The organism is Bacillus sp. N3378-2at, assembly GCF_033412715.1.
GTDB classification, from domain to species: domain Bacteria; phylum Bacillota; class Bacilli; order Bacillales; family Bacillaceae; genus Bacillus; species Bacillus subtilis.
The window spans coordinates 1,107,777-1,133,886 of record NZ_CP117986.1; the positions used below are offsets into that span (position 1 = coordinate 1,107,777).

General features: G+C 45.4%; 23 protein-coding genes and 1 riboswitch. Of the genes, 1 reads left to right on the top strand and 22 read right to left on the bottom strand.

The genetic code is table 11. The annotated features are described in order from the left end of the window. Window positions 1-12: 12 nt before the first annotated feature. The 7 genes from priA to PUN35_RS06195 all read right to left on the bottom strand — a co-directional run bounded on the left by priA (window position 13) and on the right by PUN35_RS06195 (window position 8,533). Window positions 13-2,430, bottom strand: coding sequence for a primosomal protein N' (priA, locus tag PUN35_RS06165; RefSeq protein ID WP_014479758.1), 2,418 nt, complete (start codon window positions 2,428-2,430; stop codon window positions 13-15). After that, a complete protein-coding gene (coaBC, locus tag PUN35_RS06170) occupies window positions 2,427-3,647 on the bottom strand; it encodes a bifunctional phosphopantothenoylcysteine decarboxylase/phosphopantothenate--cysteine ligase CoaBC (RefSeq protein ID WP_014479757.1) in 1,221 nt (406 codons plus the stop codon). The genes priA and coaBC overlap by 4 nt, the downstream gene beginning before the upstream one ends. A gap of 80 nt (window positions 3,648-3,727) precedes the next feature. Beyond that, window positions 3,728-3,931: a DNA-directed RNA polymerase subunit omega gene (rpoZ, locus tag PUN35_RS06175; RefSeq protein WP_003221520.1), complete on the bottom strand. Its 204-nt coding sequence runs from the start codon at window positions 3,929-3,931 to the stop codon at window positions 3,728-3,730. Between the two features lie 3 nt (window positions 3,932-3,934). Further along, the gene (gene gmk, locus PUN35_RS06180) at window positions 3,935-4,549 is read right to left on the bottom strand and encodes a guanylate kinase (RefSeq protein WP_003232083.1); all 615 of its coding nucleotides are present in this window, start codon (window positions 4,547-4,549) and stop codon (window positions 3,935-3,937) included. Window positions 4,550-4,556: 7 nt separating this feature from the next. Further along, window positions 4,557-4,826 carry an extracellular matrix/biofilm regulator RemA gene (gene remA, locus PUN35_RS06185; protein WP_003154355.1) on the bottom strand — a complete coding sequence of 90 codons (270 nt, stop codon included), beginning with the start codon at window positions 4,824-4,826 and terminating at the stop codon, window positions 4,557-4,559. 76 nt (window positions 4,827-4,902) lie between these two features. Continuing rightward, complete coding sequence (locus tag PUN35_RS06190) at window positions 4,903-5,778, bottom strand: YicC/YloC family endoribonuclease (RefSeq protein ID WP_009967215.1); 876 nt, start codon at window positions 5,776-5,778, stop codon at window positions 4,903-4,905. An 82-nt stretch (window positions 5,779-5,860) separates the two neighbouring features. Then, complete coding sequence (locus tag PUN35_RS06195) at window positions 5,861-8,533, bottom strand: calcium-translocating P-type ATPase, SERCA-type (protein ID WP_014479756.1); 2,673 nt, start codon at window positions 8,531-8,533, stop codon at window positions 5,861-5,863. Between the two features lie 121 nt (window positions 8,534-8,654). On the opposite strand from PUN35_RS06195, the gene rqcH reads away from it, so the two are divergent. Continuing rightward, on the top strand, window positions 8,655-10,367 hold the full coding sequence (gene rqcH / locus PUN35_RS06200; protein ID WP_014479755.1) for a tRNA modification protein RqcH: 1,713 nt from the start codon (window positions 8,655-8,657) through the stop codon (window positions 10,365-10,367). A 39-nt stretch (window positions 10,368-10,406) separates the two neighbouring features. Here rqcH and sirC read toward each other — a convergent pair whose 3' ends face one another. The 15 genes from sirC to PUN35_RS06275 all read right to left on the bottom strand — a co-directional run bounded on the left by sirC (window position 10,407) and on the right by PUN35_RS06275 (window position 26,022). Further along, complete coding sequence (gene sirC, locus PUN35_RS06205) at window positions 10,407-10,895, bottom strand: precorrin-2 dehydrogenase (protein WP_014479754.1); 489 nt, start codon at window positions 10,893-10,895, stop codon at window positions 10,407-10,409. Next, a complete protein-coding gene (gene sirB / locus PUN35_RS06210; RefSeq protein WP_014479753.1) occupies window positions 10,876-11,661 on the bottom strand; it encodes a sirohydrochlorin chelatase in 786 nt (261 codons plus the stop codon). The genes sirC and sirB overlap by 20 nt, the downstream gene beginning before the upstream one ends. A 2-nt stretch (window positions 11,662-11,663) precedes the next feature. After that, window positions 11,664-12,437 carry a uroporphyrinogen-III C-methyltransferase gene (gene cobA / locus PUN35_RS06215; protein ID WP_014479752.1) on the bottom strand — a complete coding sequence of 258 codons (774 nt, stop codon included), beginning with the start codon at window positions 12,435-12,437 and terminating at the stop codon, window positions 11,664-11,666. 98 nt (window positions 12,438-12,535) lie between these two features. After that, entirely contained in the window at window positions 12,536-13,129 is a 594-nt protein-coding gene (gene cysC, locus PUN35_RS06220; RefSeq protein ID WP_003232097.1) for an adenylyl-sulfate kinase, read from the bottom strand. A 12-nt stretch (window positions 13,130-13,141) separates the two neighbouring features. Then, entirely contained in the window at window positions 13,142-14,290 is a 1,149-nt protein-coding gene (gene sat / locus PUN35_RS06225; RefSeq protein ID WP_014479751.1) for a sulfate adenylyltransferase, read from the bottom strand. Between the two features lie 48 nt (window positions 14,291-14,338). Beyond that, the gene (gene cysP, locus PUN35_RS06230; RefSeq protein WP_014479750.1) at window positions 14,339-15,403 is read right to left on the bottom strand and encodes a sulfate permease; all 1,065 of its coding nucleotides are present in this window, start codon (window positions 15,401-15,403) and stop codon (window positions 14,339-14,341) included. 11 nt (window positions 15,404-15,414) lie between these two features. Beyond that, window positions 15,415-16,116, bottom strand: coding sequence for a phosphoadenylyl-sulfate reductase (locus tag PUN35_RS06235; protein WP_003221498.1), 702 nt, complete (start codon window positions 16,114-16,116; stop codon window positions 15,415-15,417). 161 nt (window positions 16,117-16,277) lie between these two features. Next, window positions 16,278-16,383, bottom strand: a riboswitch (SAM riboswitch). Between the two features lie 144 nt (window positions 16,384-16,527). After that, window positions 16,528-17,160, bottom strand: coding sequence for an orotate phosphoribosyltransferase (gene pyrE / locus PUN35_RS06240; protein WP_014479749.1), 633 nt, complete (start codon window positions 17,158-17,160; stop codon window positions 16,528-16,530). Then, window positions 17,157-17,876 (bottom strand): orotidine-5'-phosphate decarboxylase, encoded by a 720-nt coding sequence (pyrF, locus tag PUN35_RS06245; RefSeq protein WP_014479748.1) that lies wholly within the window; start codon window positions 17,874-17,876, stop codon window positions 17,157-17,159. The genes pyrE and pyrF overlap by 4 nt, the downstream gene beginning before the upstream one ends. Then, on the bottom strand, window positions 17,845-18,780 hold the full coding sequence (locus PUN35_RS06250) for a dihydroorotate dehydrogenase (RefSeq protein ID WP_014479747.1): 936 nt from the start codon (window positions 18,778-18,780) through the stop codon (window positions 17,845-17,847). The genes pyrF and PUN35_RS06250 overlap by 32 nt, the downstream gene beginning before the upstream one ends. Further along, on the bottom strand, window positions 18,780-19,550 hold the full coding sequence (pyrK, locus tag PUN35_RS06255; protein ID WP_014479746.1) for a dihydroorotate oxidase B electron transfer subunit: 771 nt from the start codon (window positions 19,548-19,550) through the stop codon (window positions 18,780-18,782). The genes PUN35_RS06250 and pyrK overlap by 1 nt, the downstream gene beginning before the upstream one ends. After that, window positions 19,547-22,762 carry a carbamoyl-phosphate synthase (glutamine-hydrolyzing) large subunit gene (gene carB, locus PUN35_RS06260; protein WP_014479745.1) on the bottom strand — a complete coding sequence of 1,072 codons (3,216 nt, stop codon included), beginning with the start codon at window positions 22,760-22,762 and terminating at the stop codon, window positions 19,547-19,549. Before carB ends, pyrK begins: the two co-directional genes overlap by 4 nt. Continuing rightward, a complete protein-coding gene (locus PUN35_RS06265) occupies window positions 22,747-23,841 on the bottom strand; it encodes a carbamoyl phosphate synthase small subunit (protein ID WP_003232115.1) in 1,095 nt (364 codons plus the stop codon). Before PUN35_RS06265 ends, carB begins: the two co-directional genes overlap by 16 nt. Further along, window positions 23,838-25,124, bottom strand: coding sequence for a dihydroorotase (locus PUN35_RS06270; RefSeq protein WP_003232117.1), 1,287 nt, complete (start codon window positions 25,122-25,124; stop codon window positions 23,838-23,840). The genes PUN35_RS06265 and PUN35_RS06270 overlap by 4 nt, the downstream gene beginning before the upstream one ends. Continuing rightward, on the bottom strand, window positions 25,108-26,022 hold the full coding sequence (locus tag PUN35_RS06275) for an aspartate carbamoyltransferase catalytic subunit (protein WP_014479744.1): 915 nt from the start codon (window positions 26,020-26,022) through the stop codon (window positions 25,108-25,110). The genes PUN35_RS06270 and PUN35_RS06275 overlap by 17 nt, the downstream gene beginning before the upstream one ends. Between the last annotated feature and the right edge of the window lie 88 nt (window positions 26,023-26,110).

Below are 26,110 nucleotides of genomic sequence, written 5' to 3' on the forward strand. Positions count from 1 at the left end.
AGACGTGAGATCTTACATCATCATATAAGGATTCATATCAATTGAAATCATTACATGTTTTTGTTCAATTTCGCGTTTATAATGTTCCAGTATCTTCTTCAATAAAGCAGATAACTGGGTTTCCTGTTTGTATTTTATCACGCATTGATAGCGATATCTATCTTTGATCCTGGCTATCGGCGACGCGCTTGGTCCGAGAATTTTCGTGTCAGCTCCGCAGTTTGCTTTCAAAAAATGAGCGATTTTTTCAGCTGTAACCGCTGCTTTCGCCACTTCCTCATGAGAAACAGTCACAAGAGCCAAATAGTAGTATGGCGGATAGGATTGCTCTCTCCTGTGCGCCATTTCATGCTGATAGAACGTTTCATAATCGTGTGTTTTCGTCAGCTGGATACTGTAATGAGACGGTGTATACGTTTGAATGATGACATGGCCGGGCTTTTCATGCCTGCCTGCCCGGCCGCTGACTTGCGTTAACAGCTGAAATGTTTTTTCAGCCGATCTGAAATCAGGAATATGAAGTGTTGTATCAGCACTTAACACTCCGACAAGCGTGACATTCGGAAAATCAAGCCCTTTCGCGATCATTTGCGTTCCGAGAAGAATATCCGCTTTTCCTTCTCCGAAAGCTGACAGTAATTTTTCATGGGCGCCTTTCCGTGATGTCGTGTCAACATCCATCCGAATCACTCTCGCACTTGGCAGCACTTTTGTCAGCTCTTCCTCCACTCGCTGTGTTCCCGTTCCGAAAAAGCGGATATGCTCGCTTGCGCATTCAGGACAAGTGTGCGGAACAGGCTCTTCATGTCCGCAATAATGGCATTTCAGCCTTTGGCCGTAACGATGATACGTCATGGAAATGTCGCAGTGCGGGCATTGCGGGACATAGCCGCAATCCCTGCACATCACAAAGGAAGAATAGCCCCTCTTATTTAAAAACAGCACCGCCTGCTCACCCTTGGCAATCGTTTCTTCAAGCTTTTCCATCAATTCAACTGAAAACATCGAGCGATTGCCGTTTCTAAGCTCCTCTCTCATATCGACAAGCGAAACCTCAGGCATCACCCGATGGTTAACACGGTGCTTCAGTGAAAGAAGCTCGTATACGCCCTTTTGCGCTCTTGCATATGACTCTAATGTCGGCGTAGCACTCCCTAATACAACCGGGCAGCTGTGATGCTCGGCCCGCTTGATTGCCACCTCTTTCGCATGATAGCGCGGCATTTCTTCCTGTTTATAGGAAGACTCGTGCTCTTCATCGATGATTATCATTCCTAGATTTTCAAACGGAGCAAAAATCGCGGATCTGGCACCGACGACAAGCCGTACTTCCTTCCGGTGGATTTTACGCCACTCGTCATATTTTTCTCCTGTGGATAAACCGCTGTGCATGACTGCCACCTGGGAGCCGAAGCGGCCCTTGAAGCGGTTGACCATTTGCGGCGTCAGCGATATTTCCGGTACGAGGACGATGGCTTCTTTTCCTTTCGCCAGTACTTTTTCAATTGATTGCAGATAAATTTCGGTTTTTCCGCTTCCTGTCACGCCGTGAAGGAGGAACACTTTATGCTCATCGCTGTCCAATGTCTCGCGTATGGGCTCGAAGGCAGCCCTCTGTTCGTCTGTCAGCGGCAGGGGCTCTGTTTTTTTGAACATTTTGTCCTGATAGGGATCTCTGTAAACCTCTTCATAGCTTTCCTTCAAAAGCCCTTTTTGGATAAGGGTTTTGATGGTTGCAGAGCTCGTGTCCGTTTTTTTGCACAATTCCGCAGCAGGAATTTTCACACCTTCCGGCTCAGAGATGAGAAAGTGAAGAATCGCCTGCTGTTTTGCTGCTTGGCGGGACAATCCCTCAGCCTGCTTAGCAAGCTCTTCTTTACTCGCATTTGCCTGAATATGCCTGACCATTTTTTTATTGGTTTTTTGCGCGACTTTATACGTCACGTCAATGTCCCCTTTTTGAACATGCCTTTGAATCAGTTTCAGCGTATCATGATCGGGTATATCCGAATACAACAGCGTCTTTGTTTCAGTAAACAGCCGTTCCACTTGCGGCGGAAGATCGGCGCCGTGTGCAATTTTTAATTCTTTTTCATATTTCGCCTTTAAGGCGGCAGGCAGCATTGCTTGAAGCGCCGTTATTTTAAAAGACAGCGTTTTGTCTGACAGCCATGATGACAGATCCATAAGCTCCTCTGTCAGAACAGGTGTAAGATCTAATAAACCCTCTACTTCCTTGACAGATTTTCCCGATAGGTCAGATGCTTCTTTGACTGCTGTCACAAATCCTTGAATCTTACGGGGGCCAAACGGAACAATGACCCGCATCCCCGTTTTGATCATGCCCTTGAGATGGTCTGGGATTTTATAATCAAAAGGCCTGTCTATATTTTTGGTGCTCACATCAACGATGACTTCGGCAAAATTCATGAGCGCTCTCCGGTTTGTTTTGAGAGGTCTGCGATCTCCTGAAGGATTTCAAAAGAAACATCGAGCTTAGACATAATCGGGAGTTCGCGTTTATGCCCGTCTTTGAAAAAGATTGTCACGATATTCGTATCAGCACCAAAACCGGCCCCATTTGCTTTCACATCATTTGCCACAATCAAATCAAGGTTTTTAGCGGCGAGCTTTTTACGTGCATAGTGTTCAATGTCTTGTGTTTCGGCGGCAAATCCGACCAAAATCTGCTCTTTCTTTTTCTCGCCCAATTCTTTCAAAATATCGACTGTTCTTTTCAATTCTAAGGTCATGCCGCCGTCTTGTTTTTTCATTTTATGGTCAAATACTGTTTTCGGCGTAAAATCGGCTACCGCAGCTGTTTTAATGACTATATCACTTGCGTCATACACAGAGAGCACAGCTTCGCGCATATCCGCAGCCGATTGAACAGGGATAAACTCAGCAAGGCCTTTAGGCTGATCAAGTGAAACAGGCCCAGAAATTAAGGTTACCCGTGCGCCGAGCTGAACAGCAGCCTCCGCTAATGCGTAGCCCATTTTGCCCGTCGATTTATTGGTAAAAAACCGGACGGGATCAACCGCTTCCCGCGTTGGGCCGGCTGTAATGACCACATGCTTGCCTTCTAAAGGAGCGGATGTTTCTTCAGCAAAATGTTTTTCGGCCAGCTTTACGATGTTTTCCGGCTCTTCCAATCTGCCTTTTCCTACGTAACCGCATGCTAAATAGCCCTCACTTGGCTCAATAAAACGATAACCGTCCTGATAAAGAACAGAAATGTTTCGTTTGACTGCCGGGTGGTCATACATATGAACGTTCATCGCCGGCGCGATCCAAACGGGAGCCGTTGCTGCCAACAATGTTGTCGTCAGCATATCATCAGCGATGCCGTTTGCCAGTTTTCCAATCACATTAGCCGTAGCCGGCGCTACGATAATCAAGTCGGCCCAGTCTGCGGCATCAATATGAGAAATGACGCTTGGATTTTGTTCTTTAAATGTATCTGTATAGACTTCGTGGCGGCTCAATGCCTGAAATGTCAGCGGTGAAACGAATCGGCAAGCGGATTCAGTCATAATCACTTTGACATTTGCTCCTGCCTGAACCAGCTTGCTTGTTAACGCACAGGCTTTATAAACAGCGATGCCTCCGCTCACGCAAAGTAACACATTTCGATTGTTTAGCAATGAATTCTCCCCCTCTGCACTTTACAAAACCGCACGGAAAAAAATAACAACCTACATGATATAGGTTGCTACTTGTGCTACTATTCGCGGTCTTCCTTTTCAAACGAAAGCAGGCCTGCATCAATTTCTTCTAAAGCTTTGCCTACATATTTGTGTGAAATCGTATGTTCAATCATTTGGTCTTTTTTGATTTGCATTTCACGGGCGCGTCTCGCAGAAACAGTCACGAGCGTATATTTTGAATCTAATTTATTCATTAAAGAATCAATTGACGGATCTAACATTGATTATTCAACCTCCAGCATTTTCTTATATCTTGGTGCAACGCGTTCACGCTTCAAATGTTCAGCAAGAACGATTGCTTTGATTTTATCGCAAGCCGTTTCGACATTATCGTTTTCAACGACATAGTCATAAGCATCCATCATTTCGATCTCAGCTTTTGCAGCTTTCATTCGATTTTCAATCAGAGCGTCTGTTTCTGTGCCTCGTGTCACGATTCTGTTTTTCAGTTCAGAAAGGCTTGGAGGCGCAAGGAAAATAAACAGGCCTTCCGGGAAAGCATTTCTCACTTGAAGAGCCCCTTGAACTTCAATTTCTAAAAAGACGTCTTTTCCATCTTGAAGCGTCTGTTCAACATAATCGACTGGCGTGCCGTAATAATTGCCGACATACTCTGCCCATTCAAGCAGCTTGTTGTCCGCAATCATTTGCTCGAATTCATCTCTTGTTTTGAAAAAATAATCGACTCCGTTCACTTCGCCCTCTCTTGGACTTCTTGTGGTTACTGAAATCGAATATTCAAATTTTGTGTCTTCCTGCGAAAAGATCGCTTGTCGAACCGTTCCTTTACCAACTCCTGAGGGACCTGAGAGAACGATTAATAAACCTCTTTCTTTCATGCGGCAATTACCCCTGCCCTTCATCCATAATTTCTTCTTTAACAGAAAGTCTGTGTGCAACTGTCTCAGGCTGGACGGCAGATAAGATAATGTGATCACTATCCATGACGACAACTGCACGGGTTCTTCGTCCGTATGTAGCGTCAATTAGCATTCCGCGGTCTCTTGCATCCTGAATCATCCGTTTGATTGGCGCAGACTCCGGGCTGACAATCGAAATCATCCGATTGGCGGAGATGATATTGCCAAATCCGATATTAATCAGTTTAATCGTCATCTTCTACGTTCCCCCTGTAAAATAGACGTCTCTAGTTTAGCCTAGTAAGACCGTCTGTAAACAATACGCACAGTCACTATTCTATATTTTGCACTTGTTCTTTTATTTTTTCAATAGAACTTTTCATTTCAACGACAAGCTTTGTGATCTGATGATCATTTGCTTTTGAGCCGATCGTATTTGCTTCCCGATTGAGCTCCTGAACAAGAAAGTCGAGTTTGCGCCCGACAGCTCCGCCACTAGCTAATATATCACGAAACTGGGCGAAATGGCTCTTCAGCCTTGTAATCTCTTCAGTGATATCAGAGCGGTCTGCAAAAATAGCGCATTCTGTTACAAGCCGGCTCTCATCTAATACGTCTTCAGTCCATTCTTTGATTCTGGCGTACAGCCGTTCCCGGTAACGAGATACGACATCTGCAGCCAGCAATTCAGTTTCTCTCACCAGCTCTTCAAGCTGATCAATATGCATCAGGCAGTCTTTCGCTAAGAGCAGCCCCTCTTTTTCACGCATTTCACAGAGACCTTTTACCGCTTCTTCTGCAGCATCGATAATCAACGCCTCCAGCTTGTCATTTTGCGTCTGTTCTTCATGAACCTGGACGACATGATCAAGCTTAAAGAAATCCATTACATCGGGTTCTGCAGATAATTGATACCGTTTCTTCATATCTCTCGCGGCTGCGACAAATTCATCGAGCAGCGGCCAATCAATTTCAAGCCTTTTCTCAACAAGCATATCGCTGTCAACGGATACGAAAAGCTCAATTCTTCCGCGCTGAATATGCTGCAGAATGGTCTGTTTCAGCTTATCTTCAAAATATAGCAAAGGCCTTGGCAAACGAGCGTTCACTTCTTTAAATCTGTAGTTCACAGATTTAAGTTCAACGCTTACAGAGAGATCGTCTTGTGTTTTGCTTGCACTGCCGAAGCCTGTCATACTTCGTATCATTATAAAACACCCAATTCTTCCCTGTTCTCATAATAAAAGGGCAATAGACACGCTATTACCCCTAAGATTATATCATATGAATTTATTTTTTTCTTGTTAAAAGTGACCCCGCCAGCAAAAAAGTAGGGATGGCGGACATACCGATGACGAGCATCCAGTCCCCCGGCGTGATGGCTACAGTATGGAAAATCGGCTGAAGCGGCGGATAGTAGATTACTACAAGCATCAGCAAAATGGATGACAATACCGCGCCGATTAAATACAGGTTTTGAAACGGATTTCTAGAGAAAACAGAAGTTTCGCTGCGGCAGTCAAACACGTGAATAAGCTGAGCGAGAACCAATGTGGCAAACGCGATCGTCTGGGCATAAGCTAAGTTTTCCGGATTGCGGTGGTATACAATGATAAACGCTAAAATAGTGGCAACTCCGATTAAAAATCCTCTGGAAACGACCTTCCATCCTAGCTTGCGGGCAAATACCCCTTCTTTCGGATGACGGGGCTTGCGCTTCATGACGTCTCCTTCCGGCTGATCCATGCCGAGCGCCATTGCCGGCAATCCGTCCGTCACCAAGTTGACCCACAAAATCTGAATCGGAACGAGCGGTAAAGGAAGGGCGAGCAGCATCGCAAACAGCATGACAAGGATTTCTCCGACGTTAGACGCCAACAGGTATCTGATAAACTTCCTGATATTTTCGTAGATGTTCCTGCCTTCTTTTATCGCTGATTTAATCGTCGCAAAATTATCATCTGCGAGAACAAGAGATGATGCTTCTTTGGCCACATCTGTCCCGGTAATGCCCATAGAGACGCCGATATCAGCTTGTTTAATGGCAGGAGCATCATTGACGCCGTCTCCCGTCATCGCCACAATATGCCCGTTCTCCTGATAGGCTTTTACGATTTTTAGTTTATGTTCAGGGGAAACGCGGGCAAATACATAAACATCCTCCACCACATGAGAAAGCTCTTCTTGAGAAAGTTCATTCAGCATCTTGCCGTCCATGATTTTGCCGCTTTTCGGAAGGAGGCGCAAGTCTTTCGCTATCGCTTTAGCGGTTTCTACATGATCACCTGTTATCATAACGGTCTTAATTCCTGCTTCACGGCATTCTTTTATCGCCTGTCTGACTTCCGGCCGCGGGGGATCAATGATACCTGAAAGGCCAAGCATGGTCAGGTCTTTTTCCGCCTGCTCCATTGACGGTGTTTCGCCTGCTTTTATCGGCCTGTAGGCGACCGCTATCGTTCTGAGCGCCTGTGATGCCAAATGTCTTAATACCGCCTCTGTTTCTGCTTTTCTTTCATTTGAAAAAAGAGCCGCTGAGCCGTCATAATAAATACGGGAAGATCGCTGCATCAGTACATCCGGTGCACCTTTTGTAATGATATAGCGCTTTCTGTCTTGATCCTCTACGATGACAGTCATCATTTTCCGTGCAGAATCAAACGGAAATTCTTCGATCACCCGGTAGTTTGATTCAACAAACTCCTTTGAAAAACCGCCTTTTCTTGCCGCGGTGAGCAGCGCTCCCTCTGTCGGATCTCCGTCAAGCACATATTCGCCGTCTCTTTTCTCAATATTGGAGTTGTTACAAAGCGCTCCGAACAGAAGCATCTGCTGAAGCGGCTTATGTTCATTGACATTGATCTCTTTTTCGTTTAGTGTGAAGCTTCCTTTCGGTTCATAGCCGGCCCCTGCCACTCTCCATGTTTTCCCTCCGGACCAGACATGTGTCACCGTCATTTTGTTTTGGGTCATTGTCCCTGTTTTATCTGAACAAATGATAGACGCACACCCAAGCGTTTCAACAGCAGGAAGCTTTCTAACAATGGATTTTTGTTTAATCATCCGCTGTACACCAAGCGAAAGCGCCACTGTCACAATCGCCGGCAGCCCCTCCGGAATAGCAGCTACCGCTAACGAGACACCTGCTAAAAACATACTGTACAGATCATGACCCTGAATAACACCGACAGCAACGACAAGTACGGTCAAAAGCAATGCAACAACAATCAAAATCTTCCCGAGCTGCTCCAGTCTTCTTTGCAGCGGGGTTGACAATGTCCCTGCCGATTCAAGCATGTCGGCAATTTTCCCCATAGCCGTATTCATTCCTGTCCCGACGACAACCCCCACACCGCTGCCGCGGGTCACAATCGTACCCATAAATGCCATATTGGTAATATCGCCAAGTGAAACATCCGGTTTTTTCAATTTATCAGCATGCTTCACAACCGGGATTGATTCCCCGGTCAGCGCTGATTCTTCTATTTCAAGGCTTCTTGCTTCAACAATTCGAACGTCTGCGCCAATTCTGTCCCCGCTCGTAAATTTCACAATATCACCCGGCACCAGTTCCTTAGAAGGAATCTTTGTCCAGCTTCCTTCTCTGAGTGCCATGACATGCGGTGTTGAAAGCTCTTTTAAAGCCTGAAGAGATTGCTCAGCACGCCTTTCTTGAAAGAAACCGAGTATGCCATTCACAAACACAATCGCAATAATCGCAACCGCATCTACATATTCACCAAGAAAACCTGAGATTAACGTTGCCGCCAGAAGCACAAGCACCATAAAATCTTTGAACTGCGCGAAAAACAAGAGAAGCGCTGAAGTTTTTTTCCCTTCTTGCAGCTCGTTTGGTCCATGCTTGTCAAGGCGTTTTTTTACCTCTTTTTCTGTTAATCCTTGTTTCATGGACGTATTGGTTGCCTCTAGTAAATCTGTTTGTCCCATTTCATGAAACTTCATTCCGCTCGTCCACTCCCCTGCTCTCTTATAGAGATATCACTCTATAAGCATGCTTATTCTGACTCGTCCCATTTCATGCTATAATTATCGAATGCAGGAAGAATGAGAGGGTGTATTGCATATGTCGTTTGATGGCATGTTTACATACGGAATGACACACGAACTTAACGAGAAAATAATGGGCGGACGAATTACAAAAGTCCATCAGCCATATAAGCACGATGTGATTTTCCACATCCGTGCCAAGGGAAAAAACCAAAAACTATTATTATCGGCACATCCGAGCTATTCACGGGTGCATATCACGGCACAAGCTTATGAAAATCCAAGCGAACCTCCAATGTTTTGCATGTTGCTGAGAAAGCATATCGAAGGCGGATTCATTGAGAAAATTGAACAAGCGGGCTTAGACCGCATTATGATTTTTCATATCAAAAGCCGAAACGAAATTGGCGATGAAACCGTACGAAAGCTTTATGTAGAAATTATGGGCCGCCACAGCAATATCATTTTGACTGACGCAGCAGAAAATGTGATCATCGACGGACTTAAGCACTTATCACCGTCAATGAACAGCTACCGTACAGTACTGCCCGGCCAAGATTATAAGCTTCCGCCTGCCCAGGACAAAATATCGCCTCTTGAGGCGTCAGAAGATGATATTTTGCGTCACCTCAGCTTTCAAGAAGGAAAGCTTGATAAACAAATTGTCGACCACTTTTCAGGGGTGTCTCCGCTTTTCGCCAAAGAAGCGGTTCACAGAGCAGGCCTTGCCAACAAAGTCACACTGCCAAAAGCATTGCTGGCACTGTTTGCCGAAGTGAAAGAGCACCGTTTCATTCCCAACATTACGACTGTAAACGGAAAGGAATATTTTTATCTGCTGGAGCTGACTCATCTAAAGGGCGAAGCGCGCAGTTTTGAGTCATTAAGCGAACTGCTCGACCGTTTTTATTTCGGAAAAGCTGAACGAGACCGGGTCAAGCAACAGGCTCAGGATCTTGAGCGTTTTGTTGTGAACGAACGGAAGAAGAATGCCAACAAAATCAAAAAATTAGAGAAAACCCTGGAGTATTCGGAAAACGCGAAGGAATTTCAGCTTTACGGAGAGCTTTTAACCGCTAATTTATATATGCTGAAAAAAGGTGATAAACAGGCTGAGGTCATCAATTATTATGATGAAGAAAGCCCGACAATCACGATTCCTTTAAACCCGAACAAAACGCCTTCTGAAAACGCACAGGCCTATTTCACGAAGTATCAGAAAGCGAAAAATTCGGTCGCAGTTGTCGAGGAGCAAATCAGGCTGGCACAGGAAGAGATCGAATATTTTGATCAGCTGATTCAGCAGCTTTCGTCCGCTTCTCCCCGGGATATCAGCGAAATCAGGGAAGAGCTTGTAGAGGGCAAATATTTACGCCCTAAGCAGCAAAAAGGCCAGAAAAAGCAAAAACCGCACAATCCGGTGTTAGAAACATATGAATCCACCTCAGGGCTGACAATTTTAGTGGGTAAGAACAATCGTCAAAATGAATATTTAACGACAAGAGTGGCGGCCAGAGACGATATCTGGCTTCACACGAAGGACATTCCAGGCTCCCACGTTGTGATCAGAAGCAGCGAACCGGATGAGCAAACAATCATGGAAGCCGCGACAATTGCAGCTTATTTTTCAAAAGCTAAAGATTCAAGTTCAGTGCCTGTAGATTATACAAAAATCAGGCATGTCAAAAAACCAAACGGCGCGAAACCCGGTTTCGTCACCTATGACAGCCAGCATACCGTCTTTGTCACGCCTGATGCTGATACTGTCATCAAGCTCAAAAAAAGCTGAGCCGCATAAAGAAAAGCCAGAGCATTTGTATGCTCTGGCTTATTTCTTCCTTCTCACCTGATAAAGCCTGTTCACTTCAGCAATAAAATCGCCGTCAATCAGCTTATCCACGTTTTCAGCAAGCTCTTTCGTGTGCTTTGGACTGGCTCCGCTTGTAGAAACAGACACAGTGACATGCCCTCTTTTGACAATTTTCGGCATATATACATTGCCAAGCTCAGCGTCACTGACACAATTGACAAGCTGAAAAGGCGAAGCGGATTGGGCAATTTCTTTGTTCACTGCCGCATTATCCGTCGCAGCAATAATGAAGAAAGCATTGAGATAATCTTCTTTTTCAATTGTCCGTTTTTCCCATTTGATACGTCGCTCTTCTGCCATTTGCTTGATTTCCGGTTCAACATCCGGACTGACGAGCGTTATATCAGCTCCCTCAGAAATCACCGATTTCAGCCTTCTGAGAGCGATGCTGCCGCCCCCCGCAATCACAACCTTCTTCTTTTCCAGGCTAATGTGCAGCGGAAGCATATGAATCTCCATCAAAATCAAATTGTCCCTCAGAATTTGCCGCAGTTTCTCTCACACGGTTCAAAAATGCGTTTTTCACATGAGGATGAAAACCGATATAGGAAGAGAGGTAGACGTTCGGATTATGAGCTTTTAATTTCTGAACCTCTCGTTCGATTTCATTCATCAGCATACCCGTAAAGAGCAAATATGGAACGATAAAGGTTGTTATGCCGTCATCTTTTTTAAGTTCTGAAAAAACCTCTTTGTAATTAGGGCCGCATGCTGTCAAAAAGCACGGAATGACTTCCTTGACTGGAATCATTTCCTGAAGAAGATTAGCAATACCAGTTACGTCTCTTTTGACATCAGGATCTGAACTTCCCCTTCCGATGAGTACCACTCTGGCATTTTCATATGGAACACCTATGTCTTTCATTCGGTGATATACAGCCTTGACTACTTCTTCGTCAATCCCGATCGGCTTTCCGTATGAAATGCGGACTGACGGATATCGAGATGCAGCACGGGCAATTTCTTCCGGAATATCATGTTTTGCATGCGCAGCTGTTAAAAGAAGCAGAGGCACCACTGCGATATGAGTGGCGCCTTGCTTCACACATGCTTCAAATCCTGTCTCAATTGTCGGCTCCTGAAGCTCTAAAAAGCTGATTTCTTGTACTGGCACAGAGATGTGAGCCTTGCATCCTTCCAAAAAGGCTGCGGCTTCTTGCTGCGCTTTTTTGACCCGGCTGCCGTGGCCGACATATAAAATTGCTTGTTTCATTTTTACAACGCCTCGCTTAAATCTTGTTTTTTCAGTTCAGATTCAAACCATTCCAGCTTATAGTGATAATTTACAACATTTCCAATGACAATTAAACTCGGATTTGTAATGTTTTCTTTTATCACCGTTTCTGAAAGGGTTTCAACTGTACAAAAAACAGATTTTTGCTTGTCCGTTGTTCCCCAATGAATAAAGGCTGCCGGCGTAGAACCGTCCCTGCCGTTTTCAAGGAGTTTTCTTTCAATCTGCTGCACGTTTTTGATACCCATATAGATGACAAGTGTATCAATTCCTGTAGCCAGCGCTTTCCACTTTTCCTCAAAATCTTCTTCTTTTTTATAATGACCCGTTACAAAAGCGACGTTAGAGCCCGCCTCCCGATGAGTAACAGGAATCCCGGCATAAGCGGCTGCCGCGATTCCAGACGTAATGCCGGGGATGATTTCAAACGGAATTCCATTTTCAGAGAGGCATTCCGCTTCTTCCCCTCCTCTGCCGAACACAAAAGGGTCTCCGCCTTTCAGTCTGACAACCATTTTCCCTTTTTGCGCATACTTCACAAGAAATCGATTGATGGTTTCCTGCTTCATCGTATGAAAATCTGGAAGCTTCCCGCAGTAGATCAGGTCTGCTTGCTCTTTGGCATATTGTAAAATCTCTTTATTTACTAATCTGTCATATAAGATGACATCAGCTTTTTCAATGGCTTTCAGCGCTTTAATTGTCAGCAGATCAGGGTCACCAGGACCCGCTCCTACAATATATACTTTCCCCATCGTATTTCCCCCGATCTATTCGAGTTCTTCCAGAGCATTCGCTGTGATGATGTTCTCGCTTGCATTCCGGCATCTGAGAAGAACGCAGCAGATCATATTCAGCTCAATTTTTGTTTAACAAACTCGATCAGCTGATTTTTACACGCTTCACGGTCATGCTGTCCTGAATCAAGAACGAGCTCTGGAGCTTCCGGTTCTTCATAAGGTGAATCAATTCCTGTAAAGAACGGAATCTCTCCGTTTCTTGCTTTTTTGTAAAGTCCTTTCGGATCTCTTTGTTCACAAATATCAAGGTCGCATTTAATGTAGACTTCATTAAATTCGCCCGCTTCCACAAGCTCGCGAACCTGTTGCCTGTCCTCGCGGAAAGGAGAGATAAAAGCAGTAATCACAATGGTTCCCTGCTGAACAAAAAGCTTCGCCACCTCTCCGATCCGGCGGATGTTTTCTTTTCGGTCTTCATCAGAAAAACCAAGATCCCTATTTAGGCCGTGACGGATATTATCCCCGTCCAGCACAATGACTTGGTAGCCTTGCTCAAACAATTCTCTCGCAGCGGCGTTGGCAATGGTTGATTTGCCTGAGCCGCTTAACCCTGTCAGCCAGAGAATGGAGCTTTTATGCTTGTTTTTTTGCTGATACTCTTCTTTTGTGATAGAGGCTTCATGCCATACAATATCGCGATTTGTCACTGCCAGTCCTCCTTAAGATACGCCTACTTCTTCTTTTTTCTTCATCCCTTTGATTAACACTTCTACTACTTCTTTTCGACTGAATTCAGCAGGCGGCAGCACACCGTCTCTCAGCATACCTCTTACCTTAGTGCCTGATAAAATGACGTGATGCTCTCTGCCATGAGGGCAAGTTTTCGCTGTTCCCATATTTCCGCATTTTTTACAGAAGAAGCTGTGCTCAAATTTCAGCGGTGTAATTCCGAGTTCTTCAGGTTTAAATGTGTCAAACAGCTCCTGTGCTTCGTATGTTCCGTAATAGTCGCCTACACCTGCATGATCACGGCCGACGATGAAATGTGTGCAGCCGTAGTTCTTTCTGACAAGCGCGTGGAAAATTGCTTCTCTCGGGCCTGCATAACGCATCGCCGCTAAAAAGACACCAAGGAAAACGCGATCTTTCGGGTAATAATGATCAAGAAGCACTTGGTAGCTTTCCATCCGTACATCAGCTGGAATGTCATCAGATTTTGTTTCACCTACTAACGGATTCAAGAACAAGCCGTCTACTGTTTCAAGAGCCGTTTTTTGAATGTATTCATGCGCTCTGTGAACAGGGTTTCTTGTTTGGAAACCGACAATGGTTTCCCAGCCTTTTTCCGCAAACTGGCGTCTCGTTTCTAACGGTTCAAATGTAAATTCAGGGAACTGTTTTGAAGCTTTTTTAATCAACGTAATCGGCCCGCCGACATATGTATTGCCGCGGCTGAACAGCTTTTTAACACCAGGATGCTCCTGTTCATCTGTTTTGTACACATTGACAGCTTCTTTTTGTTTGTCAGGCACGTACAGGTCTTCGATTTGGATAACGCCGTATGTTTCTCCTTCATACGTTAACTTTACCGTTTCACCAAGTGACAGTTCCGCTGCTTTTTGCGCATCGACCGGAAGCGTGATTGGAAGAGACCAGACAACGCCGGAAGAAAGACGCATGTTTTCGACTACAGATACGTAATCTTTTTCATTAAAGAAACCTTCAATCGGGCTGTATGCACCGATACCGATCAATTCCAAATCCGCGAAAGAAATTAAATCAAGTTCAATTTCTTTTTGAATGCCGCTCACATCATATGATTCATCTACTCTGTTTACTAATGTTCCTCCGTGTGGTGCTAAGCTCATAATAGCCATCTCCTCCTAGTTAACTTATAAAATTACTCAGATTAATGATCAGATTCCCCCGCCTTGTTCGTGGACTGAGCGTCTCTCTTTACGAATGGCCTTTGTCAGGCTGACGGCACCGCCCGCCGCTAAAAGCACACTTACCATGATAAAGATCGAATAATAATCTGCTTTTAAAAACAAGGATACAAGCAGATAAGAAATCGATAAAGATAAAAACGGCGATACGATCCATACCTTCAGCATCGTTTGAACAACTTGTTTATGGAACACGTTCGGACCGTTTTTTGCCATGCCTATTCCGATAATAGACGATGACGTGACTTGCGCCAAGGGCACCGGCATCCCAAATACAGAACTGATGATCACCAGTCCGGCTCCTGTACCGGATAAGAGAATGCCTTCCCCTTTGGAGAATCTCGTAATTTTCTTCCCGTTTGTTTCTAGCACACGCCGGCCTAATAACAGTGCGCCAAGAGCAACAAAAGCTCCTCCATACAAGGTTCCTTTTCCGACATCAAGCACACCGGCAGCTACTAACGGGCCAACAGCATTCGCCACGTTATTCATGCCGGCAGAGAATGCTTCGAAAAATCCGGCAACTAACAAAACAACGCCGAGGATTTTTTGCTTTTTAGAAGATTTTACTTCAATCTTAAAATAACGAAACAGCTTAGATACGAAATAGGTGAAGCCGAAAGCGAACAGCGGGACAAAAACCCAAAATGACACAATGATCAGAAGATTGTTCACAAACAATACTTTATAAGCCACTCCCACGCCGACAACCGCGCCGACTGTTACTTCACTTGTCGACAAAGGAATGCCGAGCAGATTAGCAGTAAAGAGCGACAGGGCAGCAGCTCCAATAATGATGCAAACAATCGTCAGTGTAATCGTCTGCTCAGGAATAATGCCGGAGCTGATTGTTTTTACAACCTCGCCTCCGCCAATGACCGCCCCGGCAAAGACACCGACTGCGCATAGGATCAAAGCGTAGGTTTTCTTTTTGATGGCTCCGGAGCCGTAAGCAACCCCCATCGAAGCTGCAGCGCCGCTTGCACCAATATTCATCGCGAAAAACAAGCTAAATAAAATAGCGGCTAATTCCATTTTGCAGCTCCTTATTCATGCAGTCCGCATTCTGTTTTCGCCATACCATTCCATCTGCCTGAGCGCAAATCCTCTGCTGTAAAAGCGGGAGCAGTGCAAGGCGCACATCCAATACTTGGATATCCTTGGTCATGAAGCGGATTGTAGTCCAGTTCATTCCGGGATGTGTATCTCCAAATGTCTTTCCAAGTCCAATGGATAAGCGGGCAAACTTTTACTGACTTGAATTTTTCATCTTTGTTTAAGAAATTCGTATTGGCACGGCTTGGCCCTTGATCACGACGCAGGCCGGAAAGCCAGGCTGGATGTCCTGAAAGCGCCTCTCTTAAAGGAACGACCTTTCTAAGATAGCAGCACTGATTCGGCTCTCTTTCCCACAGTTTGTCACCATGTTCTTCGGCTTGTTCCTCAAGGGTGAGGTCTGGTTTTTTCAGGATGATATTAAGACCCGGATAACGCTCTTTCACTCGTTCAATTGTTTCATAGGTTTCTTTAAAATGAAGTCCTGTATCAAGAAACACAATCTCTGCGTCTTTTTTCACTTTATAAATTAAGTCAATCAGAACGATTCCCTCAATTCCGAAACTGCAGGCATAAACAAGTTGATTGCCGTAATGGCCGTATGCCCATTTTAAAACTGACAGCGCTCCTTTATAAGGATCGTCTTCCGGAAATGTAATCGTTGGTTCTTCCCAATTATCATACGTTAACATTTCTTCTTTCCTCCTTTCGGAGACAAACAAACAGTAGCTTTCTGCCGGTTGTCTTTTCCCATGTAATGTGATTCGCGGCTGCTGATATACAGATAGCCTTTTTACCTCTTAAAATAAAAAACTTTCAATCCGGCGGAAAGAAAGACAGGAACAGCATGCAGCCCTTATCTTTCAAAATGGAATTCATTTTGCTGGAAGTAGCACCTTACAAACTATGCAGGTTGCCGGGCTTCATAGGTCCAGTCCCTCAGCCGCTCTTGATAAGTTTTTAGATTTGTAGTAAATTTTAGCACAATTCTAACATAAGTCAACCCGACTTTTTTTATAGGATTAATAAAAAAACAGGCCTCACAGCCTGTTTTCAAGTACAGAAAGGCTTTGAAGCCTCTTTATATCATTTGAATTTATTTTTTATTTTTTAAACCAATCTTTTGACTCGGGATTTTGTTTCCATGTTTGCAGCTTTTTTAGATCATTTGAATGAATATTTCCGTTTTCAAGCGCGACCTCTGTGAGCGTATCATAATCAGTTAATGAGTAGTATGGCAGTTCTGCCTTTGCGAAGGCTTCCTCCGCTTTAGGAAGTCCATACGTAAAGATTGAGACGACACCAAGCACTTCACAGCCGGCCGCTTGTAAAGCTGCACAAGCTTCAAGCACGCTGCCTCCTGTGGAGATTAAGTCTTCAATGACGACTGTTTTTTGCCCTTCTTGCACAGCTCCCTCAATCTGATTGCCTTTGCCGTGTGTCTTCGGCTTGCTCCTCACATAACACATCGGAAGATTCAAACGGTCAGCCGCAAGAGCAGCATGAGGAATACCGGCAGTTGCTGTTCCCGCAATCATTTCAGCTTCAGGAAAATGCTCTTTGACAAGCTTGCTGATACCTGAGGCGACATCGTTTCTGACCTCTGGGAAAGATAGCGTAAGGCGGTTGTCACAGTAGATTGGTGATAAAATGCCGCTTGCCCATGTGAACGGCTCGTTCGGGCGTAAAAATACAGCTTGGATGTCTAATAGATGTTTTGCGATGATTTGTTTCAAGATTTGATTCCCTCCCATTCAAGTCTGACAGCCTTATAGGCTTTTACCGGGTCTTCCGCTTTTGTAATCGAGCGTCCTACTACAATCGCTGATGAACCTTTCTCTCTTGCAATGGCAGGCGTCGCTACGCGGACTTGGTCATTCGCAGCGTCCTCAGACATTCTGATCCCCGGAGTGACAGTCAGAAATGAAGGCGACACCGCTTGGTAAATGGCTTTTGCTTCATGAACAGAGCAGACCACTCCATCCAGTCCGCTTTCTTCCGCCTTTTTGCTGTAGTGCACAACCGTATCAATCAGAGACTTTTCGATCAGCAGTTCATCTTTCATGATTTGTTCAGATGTGCTTGTCAGCTGGGTTACCGCGATAAGTGACGGACGTTTTTTTCCAGCCGGCGTACCTTCTTCTAAGCCTTCGAGAGCTGCCTGCATCATTTTTTTGCCCCCAGCAGCATGAACATTGACGAGATCTACTCCGAGACTGGCAAGGCGCTTCATCGCTTTGTTTACAGTAGTCGGGATGTCATGAAGCTTTAGATCTAAAAACAGCTCACAGTTTCTTTCTTTTAATTGTTTCACGATCGATGGCCCTTCTTGATAAAAAAGCTCCATTCCAACCTTTACAAATAACGGTTCTTGCTGAAAAGGCGCTAAGAACGCAAGTGTTTCTTCAGCTGATGCAAAATCAAGCGCGATGATGGGCAGGTTGTTTTTCATGATTCCAGCTCCTTCCGATGCATTCTTCAATTGATTGATAGCCGTATTGGCGCAAAACAGATGGGAGCTGTTCAATAATCTCTGGACATGCAAAAGGATTCACAAAGTTTGCTGTTCCGACAGCGACTGCGCTTGCTCCCGCGAGAAGAAATTCCAGGGCATCTTCAGCCGTCTGCACGCCTCCCATTCCGATAATCGGGATGTTGACCACCTGGCTGACTTCATACACCATGCGAATGGCAACCGGCTTCACAGCAGGGCCTGAAAGTCCCCCTGTTTTATTCGCTAATATCGGTTTGCCGGTTTTTAAATCGAGTCTCATGCCGATTAGTGTGTTGATCATCGTAAGACCGTCCGCTCCCGCTTCCTCGATCGCTAATGCAATTTCTGTGATATTGGCCACGTTCGGAGAAAGCTTCACATAAACGGGTACATTCGAAACCTCTTTCACCGCTTTTGTCAAATCGGCAGCCATTTCAGGATTCGTGCCAAAAGCGATTCCGCCTGTTTTCACATTCGGGCAGGAAATATTCAATTCAAGAGCATGAACATTAGGCGCTTTGCTGATATGCTCTGCGACTTCAACATAATCCTCGACTTGAGAACCTGCGACATTGGCAATGATCGGCGTATCAAACTGCTCAAGCCACGGCAGCTCATTATGCAACACGCTATCCAGCCCCGGATTTTGGAGACCGATCGCATTGAGCATTCCAGCACCAGTCTCAGCTACCCGCGGCGTCGGATTCCCAAAGCGTGGCTCCTTTGTCGTAGCCTTAATCATGATGGCTCCAAGACAAGACAAATCATAAAAACGTGAAAATTCTTTTCCAAAACCGAAGCAGCCTGATGCAGGAATGATTGGGTTTTTCAAATCAAGTCCCGGCAATTTCACCTCTAGCATTACAGCGCCACCTCCTGAGCTTTAAATACAGGCCCGTCGAGACATACTTTTACATAGGATGTCTCACTTTCGTTTGTATGGCACACACACGCGAAGCATGCGCCGATTCCGCAGCCCATTCGTTCCTCCATGGACAGATATACTTCTTTATGGGCATATTCCTGTTTTAACGCCTTGAGCATCGGTGTCGGACCGCAGCTGAGGAGGATATCAAACTCTAGATTTTTCCGTTTAATCACATCTGTGACAAATCCGGTTTCCCCGTAGCTTCCGTCAGCTGTTGCCACATACGTGTCTCCGTACTGCCGGCATTCTTCCTCGTAAAAAACATCCTTTGCCGATTGGAATCCTAAAACGTGGATGACATTTACCCCTTTTTCAATCAAGCGTTTCGACAGCTCTTGGAGAGGCGGCACACCTACTCCGCCTCCTACCAGCAAAGCCGTCTTTCCGGGTTGAACTTCATTAACAGGAAAGCCATTTCCCAAAGGCCCGAGGACATCCACAAGTTCTCCCTGCTGCTTCAGTGACAAGAGTCTTGTCCCTTCCCCATCTACCCGATAAATGATGGTGACTTCATTTTTTTCAAAGTTGACGTCTGCGATGCTGATCGGCCTTCTCAAAAGAGGCGTAACCGCTTCGCTCACTTTAAGATGAAGGAACTGTCCAGGGGTTGTAAACCCTTGGACAAGCTCCCCTTTCAGAACCATTTGAAACACCCGGTCTGCAATTTGCTGGTTAGAACATACTGTCAAATACGCTTTTTTCATATAGTGACTGCCGCCTCCTGATTTGTGTTGACTGCCGGCATTTGATCAGCACGGAATGTCATGCTTTCCAGCACTCGCAATATCGCCTCTGCCGTATCTAAAGATGTTAGGCAGGCAACACCATTTTCTACTGATTCACGTCTGATTCTAAAACCGTCTCTTGCCGGCTGCTTTCCTTTTGTCAGCGTATTGATGACAAACTGCGCTTCTCCGTTTCTGATGACGTCAAGCAAGTTCGGGCCATCCTGACCGATTTTTCCGACGACCTTCGCTGGAATGGAAGCTTCTTTCAAGTAGCCTGCCGTTCCTTCCGTCGCTAAAATGTTGTAGCCGATCGCGTGGAACCGCTTAGCAATGGCAAGCCCTTCTTCTTTGTCCTTATCAGCTACTGTTAAAAGCACGGAACCGTAGTTCGGGATTTGAATACCTGAAGCAATCAAGGCTTTGTAGAGCGCCTTTTCAAGTGTCGAATCTTTCCCCATGACTTCACCGGTTGATTTCATTTCAGGCCCTAACGTAATGTCCACTCTTCTCAGCTTGGCAAAGGAGAAGACCGGCGCTTTTACAAATACACCTTGCTGTTCAGGCTGAAGGCCCTCTGTATAGCCAAACGCAGCCAGCTTTTGACCAAGAATGATTTTTGTTGCGAGATTCGCCATTGGGATACCCGTAATTTTGCTTAAAAACGGTACGGTTCTGCTTGATCTCGGATTCACTTCTAGCACGTACACCTCGCATTGCGACAAGACGAATTGAATATTGAGCAAACCGACAATATTCAGCCCTTTAGCCAATGCGATCGTGTATTGTTCAATTTTTTTCTTAATGTCCTCTGTGAGAGACTGAGGCGGATAAACAGCGATCGAGTCTCCGGAGTGAACGCCCGCACGTTCAATGTGCTCCATAATTCCCGGAATGACGACTGTTTCACCGTCGGATACTGCATCGACTTCAATTTCTTTTCCGGTCAAGTATCTATCAATTAATACAGGGTGCTGCGGATTGATTTTAACTGCGTTTTTCATGTAATGAAGCAGCTCTTCTTCATGATACACAATCTCCATTGCCCGGCCGCCAAGTACATAGGAAGGGCGTACCAGTACCGGATAACCGATATCACTCGCGATGCTTACCGCCTGATCAACTGATGTGGCTGTTTTGCCAAGCGGCTGCGGAACACCAAGTTCTCCAAGCGCTTGTTCAAATTTATCCCGGTCTTCTGCACGGTCTAAATCTTCTAATGAAGTTCCAAGGATTTTCACTCCGCGCGCAGAAAGCTCGTCAGCAAGGTTAATCGCAGTTTGTCCGCCGAACTGTACGACAACGCCTATTGGCTGTTCGAGGTCAATGATGTGCATAACATCTTCAATCGTAAGCGGTTCAAAATACAGCTTGTCTGAGATGCTGAAGTCTGTTGAAACGGTTTCCGGGTTGTTGTTGACAATAATGGCTTCATAGCCTGCTTGTTTAATTGCCCATACAGAGTGAACCGTCGCATAGTCGAACTCGACACCCTGACCGATTCGAATCGGCCCCGAACCAAGCACCATCACACTTTTCTTATCTGTAACGACAGATTCATTTTCTTCTTCGTATGTGCTATAGAAGTATGGCGTTTCTGACTCGAATTCCGCCGCGCACGTATCTACCATTTTGAATACCGGCTCAATCCCCGCTTGTTTTCTCAAGCTGTAAAGCTCAGATTCTTTCATTTTCCACTCGCGGCTAATGTACTGATCAGAGAAGCCGAGTTCTTTTGCCCGTCTCAGCACATCCGTATTGCCCGCATTGGCCTTCAATTCTTTTTCAAACTGTACGATTCCGAACAGCTTATGCAAGAAGAAGACATCGATAGCGGAAAATTCATGGAGGTCTTCTACCGTGTAGCCTCTTCTGTACGCTTCAGCTAAGTAGAATAAGCGTTCATCACCGGCCTTTTTAATTCGCTTTTCAAGAAGCTCATCTGAAATGTCAGCGGCGTCCTTCAATTCAAGATGATACACATCCGCTTCCAGTGATCTCACTGCCTTCAGCAATGACTCTTCAAGTGTGCGGCCGATTGCCATGACCTCACCTGTCGCTTTCATTTGCGTGCCAAGCTTTCTGTTTGCTGATTCAAACTTATCAAACGGCCAGCGCGGAATTTTGGATACGACATAGTCAAGAGCTGGTTCAAATGCTGCATATGTTTTTCCTGTCACCGGGTTCATCATTTCATCTAATGAAAGTCCGACTGCAATTTTAGCGGCGAGCTTTGCTATCGGGTACCCCGTTGCTTTTGATGCAAGGGCAGATGAACGGCTGACACGCGGATTTACTTCAATAATGTAATATTGGAAGCTGTCCGGATCTAAGGCGAGCTGGACGTTACATCCGCCTTCGATCCCAAGTGCGCGAATCAGTTTTAACGATACATTCCGCAAGAGCTGATATTCGCGATCGCTGAGCGTTTGGCTCGGCGCGACAACAATACTGTCTCCAGTATGGATTCCAACTGGATCAATGTTTTCCATGTTACAAACGACAATGGCGTGATCTTGGCTGTCTCTCATGACTTCATACTCGATTTCTTTATAGCCGGCGATGCTTTTTTCAAGCAGACATTGGTGTACCGGGCTTAATTTCAAGCCGTTCTCAACGATTTCTTTTAACTCTGTCTCATTCGAGCAGATGCCTCCGCCTGTTCCGCCTAATGTATATGCCGGGCGGACAATGACAGGGAATCCAATTTGACTGACGAATTTTTCTGCTTCTTCAAGGGAGTGGATAATCTCACTTTCAGGCACCGGTTCATTCAGTTCATTCATTAATGTTCTGAACAAGTCACGGTCTTCAGCTTGCTGAATCGCAGACAGTTTTGTGCCAAGCACTTCGACGCCGCATTCTGCCAAAACGCCTCTTTCAGAAAGCTCAACCGCAAGATTCAAACCAGTTTGACCTCCGAGTGTAGGAAGAATGGCATCCGGGCGCTCTTTTCTGATGATTCGTGTCAGGAATTCAGGTGTGAGCGGTTCGATGTAAACCCGGTCAGCCATTTCTGTATCTGTCATGATCGTGGCAGGGTTTGAGTTGACAAGGATGACTTCATAACCTTCTTCTTTCAAAGCAAGACAAGCTTGTGTTCCCGCATAGTCAAATTCCGCTGCTTGGCCGATGATGATCGGTCCAGATCCGATTACTAAAATTTTGTTAATGTCTACGCGTTTTGGCATACCGCTTCCCCTTCTTTCTCTGTTGTTTCGATCATTTCGATGAATCTGTCAAATAGATGGTTGGCATCCTCAGGACCAGGTGAGGCTTCGGGATGATATTGAACCGTAAATGCCGGCAATGTTTTATGCTTCAGCCCTTCAATCGTATCGTCGTTAATTGCGATATGCGTCACTTCCAGTTCTGTTTTACTGATAGACGAAACTGTATATCCATGGTTTTGAGATGTTAAGGCAACTTTTCCTGTAGCCAGCTCTTTTACCGGGTGGTTTGAGCCCCTGTGGCCGAATTTCATTTTTTCAGTATTCGCCCCGCACGCCAGCGCGAATAATTGGTGGCCGAGACATATTCCGAATAATGGCACTTTTCCAAGAACACCTTTAATCATTTCAATCGCTTCAGGCACATCCTTCGGGTCTCCAGGTCCGTTAGAAAGCATGATACCGTCCGGTTTCAGCTGAAGCACCTCTTCCGCTGTAATGTTGTAAGGCACAACGATGACGTCACATTTCCGTTTGTTCAGCTCTCTTAGAATCCCGTGTTTCATGCCGAAGTCAACCAAGACGATGCGTTTGCCTCTTCCCGGGCTCGGATATGCTGTTTTTGCTGATACTTGGGATACTTGATTTCTTGGCAATTCCGTTTCGTTCAGTCTTTTCAGCACTGCTTCGATATCTTCATCAGATGAAGCGAATGTTCCTTTTAGCGCGCCTGCCGTGCGGATCATTCTTGTCAGCTTCCTTGTATCAATCCCCTGGAGTCCGGGAATGTTTTTCATTTTTAAATACTCGTCTAAGGTGTATGCTGAACGCCAGTTGGAAGGCAGCTCACATAATTCTTTGATGATCAGCCCTTTGACAAAAGGGGTAATGGATTCAAAATCATCACGGTTAATGCCGTAATTTCCGATAAGCGGGTATGTTAATGTTACGATTTGTCCGCAGTAAGAAGGATCAGATAAAATTTCCTGATAGCCTGTCATCCCAGTATTAAAAACGACTTCTCCCATGTTGTGTTCTAAGCTTCCGAAGGCTTCTCCCTCGAATACCGCTCCGTTTTCCAGTACTAATCGTCTCTTCATTTGACAAGTCTCCCCTCTTCATAAGCAAGCTTCCCTGCCGCAATTGTAGCGACCGGCCAGCCGGTGCAGCTGATGCCGTTGAATGGTGTATTTTTTCCTTTTGATAAAAATGTCTCTTTGTCTATAACTGCTTCTTTTTCTAAATCGATTAACGTAATGTCCGCAGCTTGCCCCGTTTGTAATGTTCCATATGGGAGACCGAACGCTTCGCATGGCTTGATTGTCATGTAGTCAATCAGCTGCTTCAGCGACCAGCTGCCATTTTTGACAAAGTGTGTGTAAAGAAGCGGGAATGCTGTTTCTAAGCCGACAATTCCGAATGGCGCCAGTTTCATTTCTGTGTTTTTCTCTTCTTCCGTATGCGGTGCATGGTCTGTTGCAATAAAATCAATTGTTCCGTCTAAAAGACCTTCAATTAAAGCAGCTCTGTCTTCTGCGCTGCGGAGCGGAGGATTCATTTTATAGTTTGTGTCCAGCCCCGGGATGTCCTCATCACAAAGCAGCAAATGATGCGGCGACACTTCTGCTGTCACTCTGATTCCCGCTTTTTTCGCATCGCGTACGACCCTGACAGATTCTTTTGTACTGATATGGCATACATGGTAATGGCAGTTTGCCGCCTCAGCCAGCAGCACATCGCGGGCAATATGAACCGATTCACACACAGAAGGTATGCCGTTTAGCCCGTTCGCTTTGGAGAATGTCCCCTCATGTACGCTTCCTCCGTAAATTAAGGAGTTGTCCTCGCAATGTGCAACAATCGCCTTGTCAATTGCGGCTGCCCGTTTCATCGCTTCATACATCATGCCTGCTGTCTGTATACCAACGCCGTCATCTGTAAAAGCAAATGCCCCGGCTTCTTTTAACGCTTCAAAGTTTGTCATTTCATCGCCGATTTGTCTGATCGTAATGGATGCATATGGAAGAACTCTGACGCATGATGTTTCTTTAATTCTGTTTTGCACCCATTCCATCTGCTCCTTTGTATCAGGAACCGGCCGCGTATTCGGCATTGCTGCTACTGTAGTATAGCCGCCGCGTGCCGCCGCTTTGGCCCCGGTTTCAATAGTTTCTTTTTTCTCTCCGCCCGGCTCTCTGAAATGCACGTGGAGATCAACAAACCCAGGTGAAACGAGCAAACCTTTTGCATCAATTACCGTTTCATTATCCGTTGCATCAAGCTTGCCGATTGCGGTGATGGTTTCTCCAGTCACTCGGATATCCGCTTCTGTTTTTTCACCATTTTCGTTTAGTATCCAGCCGTTTTTAATGAGATATGACATACGCTGCTTCTCCTCTTTTCACATTGGTTTGTAAGGCACGCTGTATCACTGCCATTCTGATAAATACGCCATTTTGCATTTGCTTGAAGATTCTTGATTTTTCGCTTTCTACTAAGCTGTCATCAATCTCCACCCCTCTGTTTACCGGAGCAGGATGCATGATGATCGCATGCCGCTTCATACGCTCAGCCCGTTCTACGGTCAAGCCGTATTTGTTTAAATAGCCTTCCTGGCTGACAGCGGATTGATGTCGTTCATTTTGAATGCGCAGCAGCATGACGACATCGGAAGACTCAACTGCTTCATCCATTGAGACATACGTACCGAATGTATTTTCTTCATCCTGCCATTCCGAAGGGCCGGAAAATAGGACCCGGGCACCCAATCTTGTCAACACTTCCGCATTTGACCTTGCCACTCTGCTATGCTTGATGTCGCCGTGAATGGAGACAGTAAGCCCTTTGAACGTATTGAACTCTTCATAAATCGTCATTAAATCAAGCAGTGATTGTGTTGGATGCTGGCCGCATCCGTCTCCCGCATTCAGAATCGGAATATTCACCTGGCTGACAAGCTCTTCATAATACTCATCCTCACTGTGCCTGATGACGCAGACGTCCACACCGATTGATTCGAGCGTCCGGATCGTGTCATATAAGGTTTCGCCTTTTTGCACGCTTGTGCTTGTTCCATCAAGGTTGAGCACATTCATGCCCAGCTTTTTTTCTGCGACCTCAAAGCTGAACCGCGTTCTCGTGCTCGGTTCGAAAAACAGGTTTGCGGCAAACTTTCCTGTAAGCTGATTGTCTGTTTTTCCGCTTTTGAGATCTTGTGCTTTTTGAAGCAAATCTTTGATTTCCTCAGTGCTGAGTTCACTCATCGTCGTTAAATGCTTCATGTTCTTTCCCCTCTCTTTTCAACTTAAGGCTGAAAAAAACCCCGGTCTAAGATAGACTCGGGGTATGGTTAAATAGAGGGCAGCATTG